This is a genomic window from Vibrio sp. B7, assembly GCF_963888765.1.
Classification (GTDB): Bacteria; Pseudomonadota; Gammaproteobacteria; order Enterobacterales; family Vibrionaceae; genus Vibrio; species Vibrio anguillarum.
Window position 1 is genome coordinate 51723 of the sequence record NZ_CAWPKR010000010.1, and the last position, 7274, is coordinate 58996.

The 7274-nt window shown below is 44.7% G+C and carries 5 protein-coding genes; all 5 read left to right on the plus strand.

Annotated elements, in window-relative coordinates:
• Positions 1 to 543 precede the first annotated feature (543 nt).
• The 5 genes from AACV32_RS05055 (at position 544) to AACV32_RS05075 (ending at position 7135) form a co-directional block, all read left to right on the plus strand.
• Complete coding sequence (locus AACV32_RS05055) at positions 544 to 2259, plus strand: dipeptide ABC transporter ATP-binding protein (RefSeq protein WP_170895705.1); 1716 nt, start codon at positions 544 to 546, stop codon at positions 2257 to 2259.
• 108 nt (positions 2260 to 2367) lie between these two features.
• Positions 2368 to 3924 carry an ABC transporter substrate-binding protein gene (locus AACV32_RS05060; RefSeq protein ID WP_026029171.1) on the plus strand — a complete coding sequence of 519 codons (1557 nt, stop codon included), beginning with the start codon at positions 2368 to 2370 and terminating at the stop codon, positions 3922 to 3924.
• 199 nt (positions 3925 to 4123) lie between these two features.
• Complete coding sequence (locus tag AACV32_RS05065) at positions 4124 to 5101, plus strand: ABC transporter permease (protein ID WP_013855660.1); 978 nt, start codon at positions 4124 to 4126, stop codon at positions 5099 to 5101.
• Between the two features lie 2 nt (positions 5102 to 5103).
• On the plus strand, positions 5104 to 6042 hold the full coding sequence (locus tag AACV32_RS05070) for an ABC transporter permease (RefSeq protein WP_017046673.1): 939 nt from the start codon (positions 5104 to 5106) through the stop codon (positions 6040 to 6042).
• 166 nt (positions 6043 to 6208) lie between these two features.
• Complete coding sequence (locus tag AACV32_RS05075) at positions 6209 to 7135, plus strand: SPOR domain-containing protein (RefSeq protein ID WP_047688453.1); 927 nt, start codon at positions 6209 to 6211, stop codon at positions 7133 to 7135.
• The last annotated feature ends 139 nt before the right edge of the window (positions 7136 to 7274 follow it).

The following is a 7274-nucleotide window of genomic DNA, read 5'->3' on the forward strand; positions in this document are numbered from 1 at the left end:
CAATGTTCGATTCCTTATTGACTCCTATCTCATTAAGTCAGTGAATTATCATGTTTAAAGGCTAAACCCTAAATTTTTTGTTCAGATGAATTCACTGCTTTTCTGCTTTATCATTGGTTTTTAGTCTGGCATTTTGTTGGTTATTCTGGTTTTTGTTTCTAATGTGTTACGTGATATGCCGCAATATAATTTGAAATTTTATTCTGCATTCATTTTTAGAATGCATGGTAAATTGGCGTTTTCTTAGGCTTAACGTCTATGTTTTGGGGTATGTTACTGCGTGCTAGAATATTGGTCATACCAATGATTAATGCATATGTGGTGCATAAAAATACGATGTTACTGCTTTGGTTTGATTTGATATCGACTTTTTATTCTATCGATGTTGCTTTTCTGTGAAATATTTGCCAAATTGATGGCCTTGTTAATTACCAGAATATTGTACTGGTATGAATGGATTCATTTTTACTACCTTTGAACGCTTTGTTGTTCAAAGGTAGTTACAGACAGGGCACAACACTGCTCAAGTCGTAGAGGTCTGGGATGTCACTTTTAGAAGTAAAAAACCTGCGTATTGAATACCCATCGCGTCATGGTGTTCACGTTGCTGTGAAATCGCTTTCGTTTAATATCGAGAGGGGTGAAATTGTTGGGGTTGTGGGAGAATCAGGCGCCGGAAAATCGACCGTAGGTAACGCGGTTATCGATTTATTGAGCCCACCCGGTCTCATTGCCAGTGGCGATGTGTTCTTAGATGGTGAGAAGATTTCAGGCCTATCGCCTGAGCAGATGCGCCAAGTTCGCGGCTCTAAAATTGGCTTTATTTTTCAAGACCCAATGACGTCGCTTAATCCGCTATTTACTGTTGAACATCAACTGACAGAAACCATCCACGCCAATATGAAAGTGACTGAGGAAGAAGCGTATCAACGTGCACTTTCTTTGATGAAGCAAGTAGGTATTCCTCAGCCTGAAAACCGTTTGAAGCAGTACCCACACCAATTCTCTGGTGGCATGCGTCAACGTGTTGTGATTGCCATTGCGCTGGCGGGTGAACCTGATCTTATTATTGCCGATGAACCGACCACTGCATTAGACGTTTCTATTCAAGATCAAATCTTGAGCCTCATCCGCGAGCTATGCATTAAAAACAATGTTGGTTGTATGCTGGTCACCCATGATATGGGTGTGGTCTCGAATGTGACGGATCGCGTCGCGGTGATGTATCGCGGTGACTTGGTTGAATTTGGACCGACAGCTAAAGTGTTGGGCGCTCCGGATCACTCCTATACGCGCAGTTTGATTTCCGCCGTTCCTCGTTCAGATAAAAAACTCGATCGCTTTCCGCTGGTGAGCTATATCGAAGAGGCAAGTGAGTTAAAACCACTGGATGTTAAAAACCATTGGTTAGGTCAGAGCCAAGATAATCGCCAATACACAGGCCCACTGCTGACAGTAGAAAACGTGAATTTACGCTTTACGACCAAAGACTCATTGTTTGAAAGTCGCCGTGAATATGTCCAAGCTTCAAATGAAGTCAGTTTTGAGGTGTTTGAAGGGGAAACTTTTGGTTTGGTTGGGGAATCAGGCTCCGGTAAATCAACCATCGCACGCGTGATTGCGGGTCTGTACGTTCCAAACTCAGGCAAAGTCTGTTTTGAAGGAATTGATCTTACTGCGCTGAAATCGGAAAACGAGCGCCGTCCGATGCGCCGCCAGATGCAGATGGTGTTTCAAAACCCTTATACCTCAATGAATCCGAGAATGAAGATTTTCGATATCATTGCCGAGCCGATTCATTTTCATAAATTAACCCGTAGCGAAGCGGAAACACGGCAAATTGTGCATGATCTTTTAGAGCACGTAGGCCTAGGTAAGATGGCGGGAGTGAAATATCCGCACGAGTTTTCCGGCGGTCAACGTCAACGTATTTCGATTGCTCGCGCACTCGCCACGCGTCCTCGCTTATTGATTTGTGATGAACCTACGTCCGCGCTCGACGTGTCTGTGCAAGCGCAGATCTTAAACCTATTGAAAGATCTGCAAGATGAGCTCAATTTGACCATGCTGTTCATCAGCCATGATTTACCTGTGATCCGCCAAATGTGCGATCGTGTCGGGGTCATGCAAATGGGGACCTTACTGGAGGTCGCCCCTACAGAGCAGTTGTTTAAGTCACCTCAACACCAATACAGCCAGCATTTGATTTCTTTAATGCCTGAGTTTACGGGCTTAAGAGAAGATGCAGTAACGGCGTAAGCCAAAAAAGTTACAGATAGAGATATCATGACCAAGCGTGCTTGGAATGAATAAACAGAAGCAATTACAACAACTAGGGATTTGGATTCCCGCATAAGGAGTTATGCAATGAAAACCATGAAAAGCAAACTAACAGTAGCTTTGATGGCGGCAGGCTTAAGCTTTGCAGCTAGCGCGGCCAATATTACCGTCGCTTATGATGCTGACCCAGTGTCACTTGACCCGCATGAGCAGCTATCTGGTGGTACGCTACAAATGTCTCACATGGTGTTTGATCCTCTCGTTCGTTACACCCAGACATTTGATTTTGAACCTCGCCTTGCTGAAAAATGGGAACGTGTCAACGATACAACGTTCCGTTTTATGCTGCGCAAAGGGGTAAAATTCCATTCTGGTAACGAAATGACGGCAGACGATGTGGTCTGGACGTTCGATCGTTTACAAGATTCTCCTGATTTCAAAGCTATTTTTGAACCGTATGAAAAGATGGTCAAAGTAGATGATTACACCGTCGAGATCGTATCCAAAGGCGCTTATCCTCTGGTTCTGCAAACCGCAACCTACATCTTCCCTATGGACAGCAAGTTCTATTCGGGCAAAGCGGCTGATGGTAAAGAGAAATCTGAAATTGTGAAGCACGGTAACTCGTTTGCTTCGACCAACGTTTCTGGTACTGGCCCATTTAGAGTGACTTTCCGCGAACAAGGCGTAAAAGTGGAATTTGAACGCTTTAAAGATTATTGGGATAGCGCATCAAAAGGCAACGTAGACAAACTGACCCTAGTGCCGATTAAAGAAGATGCCACTCGTGTTGCGGCGCTCCTTTCGGGTGATGTGGATATGATTGCACCTGTTGCGCCAAACGATCATAAACGTGTGGAAGAAGCCAAAGGTATTGATCTTGTGACCTTGCCGGGTACGCGCATCATCACTTTCCAAATGAACCAAAACAGCAATGAAGCACTGAAAGATGTTCGCGTGCGTCAAGCCATTGTTCATGCCATCAACAACCAAGGTATCGTTGACAAAATCATGAAAGGTTTTGCGACAGCAGCTGGCCAACAAGGCCCAGCGGGTTATTCTGGTTATGACGCGAACCTTGTGCCTCGTTTTGATTTGAAAAAAGCGAAAGAGCTGATGAAAGAGGCTGGTTATGAGAAAGGGCTGACGCTCACCATGATCGCGCCAAACAACCGTTATGTGAACGATGCGAAAGTTGCACAAGCTGCAGCGGCGATGTTGTCGAAAATTGGTATTAAGGTTGATCTTAAAACCATGCCAAAAGCGCAATATTGGCCTGAGTTTGATAAGTGCGCCGCGGATCTGTTAATGATTGGCTGGCACTCAGATACTGAAGACTCAGCAAACTTCACCGAGTTCTTAACCATGACACGTAACGAAGAGAGTGGTAAAGGCCAGTACAACTGTGGTCACTACTCAAATCCAGAAGTGGATAAGTTGGTTGAAGCGGCAAACGTAGAAACCGATCCTGCGAAACGTGCACAGATGCTGCAAAAAGTCGAAGTGACTTTGTACAACGACGCAGCATTTGTTCCACTGCATTGGCAAAACCTAGCGTGGGGGGCGAAATCTACTTTAGATATCAAACCGATTGTTAACGCGATGGAATTCCCTTATTTCGGCGACCTAGTCGTTAGCGAGTAATTACTTAAGTTGGCCGCTCATGTAATGTGGGCGGCGCTTAAGTCACTCAAGGCATCCGCTTGGATGCCTTATTAAGATCTCTGCACTTTGCTTTATTTCAGTCGGGTCGAGTGTCATTTTTTAGGCTGAATTTTTTCGTTCCTATTAAAGTTAATTCAATTTTAAAAAGAACCATCATGGATAGTTTAAGGGGCAAGGAATGTTTTCGTTTCTGGTCAAGCGCCTGTTTCAGGCACTGATAGTGATGTTTGTGATCAGTCTGGTGGCGTTTGCCATTCAGGATAACTTAGGCGACCCATTGCGTGAGCTTGTTGGGCAGTCTGTTTCAGAAAGCGAGCGCCAAGCGCTGCGCGATGAACTTGGACTGAATGATCCTTTCATTGCCAAATATACTCGTTTTATTACGGCCGCGGTGCAGGGTGATTTAGGCACGTCCTACTTTTTCAAACGTCCTGCGGTAGACGTTATTCTCGATAAATTAATCGCAACGTTAGAGCTTGTGCTCGGTGCGACCGTAATCATCATTGTCTGTTCCATTCCATTAGGGGTTTACACAGCCATTCATCCCAAAAGCTTCTTTACCAAAGTGGTGATGGCGGGCAGCAGTATTGGTATTTCTATCCCAGTGTTCTTAACTGCGATTATGTTGATGTATGTTTTTTCGATCACGTTAGGTTGGTTACCGTCGTATGGACGAGGGGAAACCGCCAATTGGTTGGGTTGGGAATCTGGCTTTTTCACGGCTGATGGCTTAGCACACTTGGTGCTGCCTTGTGTTTCACTGGCGTCGATCATGCTGCCGCTGTTTATTCGTTTAGTGCGTTCTGAAATGTTGGAAGTGCTGAGCTCGGAATACATCAAATTTGCTAAAGCTAAAGGCTTGGCATTGAACAAAATTTACTACCAACATGCCCTTAAAAATACCATGTTACCGGTGCTAACCGTCGGCGGTGTACAAATTGGGACTATGGTGGCCTACACCATCTTAACCGAGACTGTTTTTCAGTGGCCGGGTACGGGCTTTCTTTTCCTTGAAGCGATCAACCGAGTTGATACTCCGCTGATCACCGCTTACGTCATATTCGTTGGCCTGATTTTCGTTGTCACCAACACCATTGTCGATCTGTTATACGGTCTGATTAACCCGACTGTGAACCTTACTGGAAAAGGAGCTTAATCATGAGCCAATTTGCTGCTGCTCCATCTCGTTGGGAGCGTTTTAAACAGTCTGATTTTTTGTACTATTTCTTGCGTGATAAAGTGGCGATGACCAGCTTCGTCATCTTTTTGGTATTCTTAACTTTGTCTGTCGCTGCGCCACTCATTGCCCCCAGCAACCCGTACGACCTATCATCGATTGATCTGATGGATGCAGAATTACCTCCCTCTTGGATGGAGGGAGCCGATGAGCGCTTTGTTCTCGGCACGGATGAGCAAGGGCGCGATATTTTGTCGACCATACTGTATGGTTCGCGTCTATCACTGACGATTGGCTTTTTGGCGGTCGGTTTACAGTTGCTACTTGGTATCGTGATTGGCCTTTCTGCTGGCTACTTTGGCGGACGTATTGATAGCTTTTTGATGCGTTTTGCTGATGTACAGCTATCGTTTTCAACCATGATGGTGGCGATCATTGTTTCGGCAATTTTCAAAGCCAGTTTTGGGAGTGAATTTTATAGTCAGTATGCGGTTGTGATGCTGGTGGTGATTATTGGCGTGGCTGAGTGGCCACAATACGCGCGGACAATTCGTGCGTCAGTGCTCGCCGAGAAGAAAAAAGAGTATGTGGAAGCGGCTCGTGTGATGGGTTTTAAATCGCCACGCATCATGTTTCGCCATATTTTACCTAACTGTTTATCGCCTATTTTGGTTATCTCAACTGTACAAATTGCCAATGCGATCATGTCTGAAGCGGCACTCTCTTTCCTAGGTTTAGGTTTGCCAGTCGATCAGCCATCATTGGGTGCTTTGATTAGCATGGGCTTTAACTACATCTTCTCTGGCGCTTGGTGGATTACGGCTTTCCCTGGTTTTGTACTAGTCACATTAGTGTTGGTGATCAATCTGTTGGGTGACTGGCTACGCGATGTTTTTAACCCAAAAATTTACAAAGGGTGATGTGGCAATTGATTTTTGCTAAAGAAAATCCCTAAACTAAAAGCCGCCGTCAAATGCGGCTCTTTTTTTGCTAGTATTTTTGTTATACCCAACCCAAATCCATTGAACTAGGGAACATTGAATCGGTAATGTTGTCACTACTATTAAGCAAGTATATGGACTCAATATGATGACCCTGATGCGGAAAACGACCCTGTGTGTGACATCAAGCCTAACGGTGTTGGCGTCGCTGGCTTTATTTCAACCCGCTTGGGCGGAAGATTTTCTTTGTGATGCGACTCAAGCTTCTGTCGATCAATTGCCCATTCTTGATAAAGCATGCCCAATAGGGCAAGGTTTATGGGGAAAGAAAAAGCCCAAAGGGCAATCATCCACTTTTTGGATTCAGTGTGGCGTGTTAAATAAGCCATTATCTTTGCTGAAAGCCAAAGCGTTTTATACCCATATTTCTACCGATGTATGGCTAAAACCAGAAGCGAAAACGTATCGTTGCTTAATCGGTCCTTATACTGATTACGACCAAGTAAAAAAAGAACTGCCTCTTATCCAGCAAATCCCCGGTTACAAAGAAGCTTTCATTCGTGAGGTTGTCAAAGGGCGCGCACAGTCTAGCTCGCCGATAAAAAAGACAACTTCCGCTCAAGCAACGTCTGCCGCAAAACAAATCACCAAAAAGTCTTTACCAAAACCACAAGTGGAAATGGCGAGTTCGCTATTATCAACGAAACCATCAACCAAAGCGCCAGCTCTTAATGTTCCGCCAGCGGTTGAAATTCGTTTGAGCACCACCGCAAACGGTTTGCAGTTTGTGGTGCCTCATTTACGTTCGAGTGATGAACAGTTCTATATGGAACATGGCCTAGCATGGAGCCGCCTAAACTATGAGGTGGCAGAAAAAACCTGCCAAAAAATGGCGATGCGCTTGGTAACGGAAGAAGAGTGGCAACGCCTTTTGGATTCAAAACAGATGGACAGTAACCAATGGCCAATGCACTTACCTTATTGGGGATGGTCGCAAAAAGGGCTTTTTACCAACGGCAAAGTCAGCCAACTGAAAGGTTCCTCATTACTCAATGTGATTTGCGTTAAATAAGTGTCTCAGTTTATGAGAGTGTCCTGAATTCTGTGTAACTGTCTAAACTTAAGCCTTAAAGGCTAAGGATGGACAATATGGATAAGAAAGCACTCGAAGCTTTTGCTCGTGAAGCAGCAAAGTCAATTAAGACAGAATC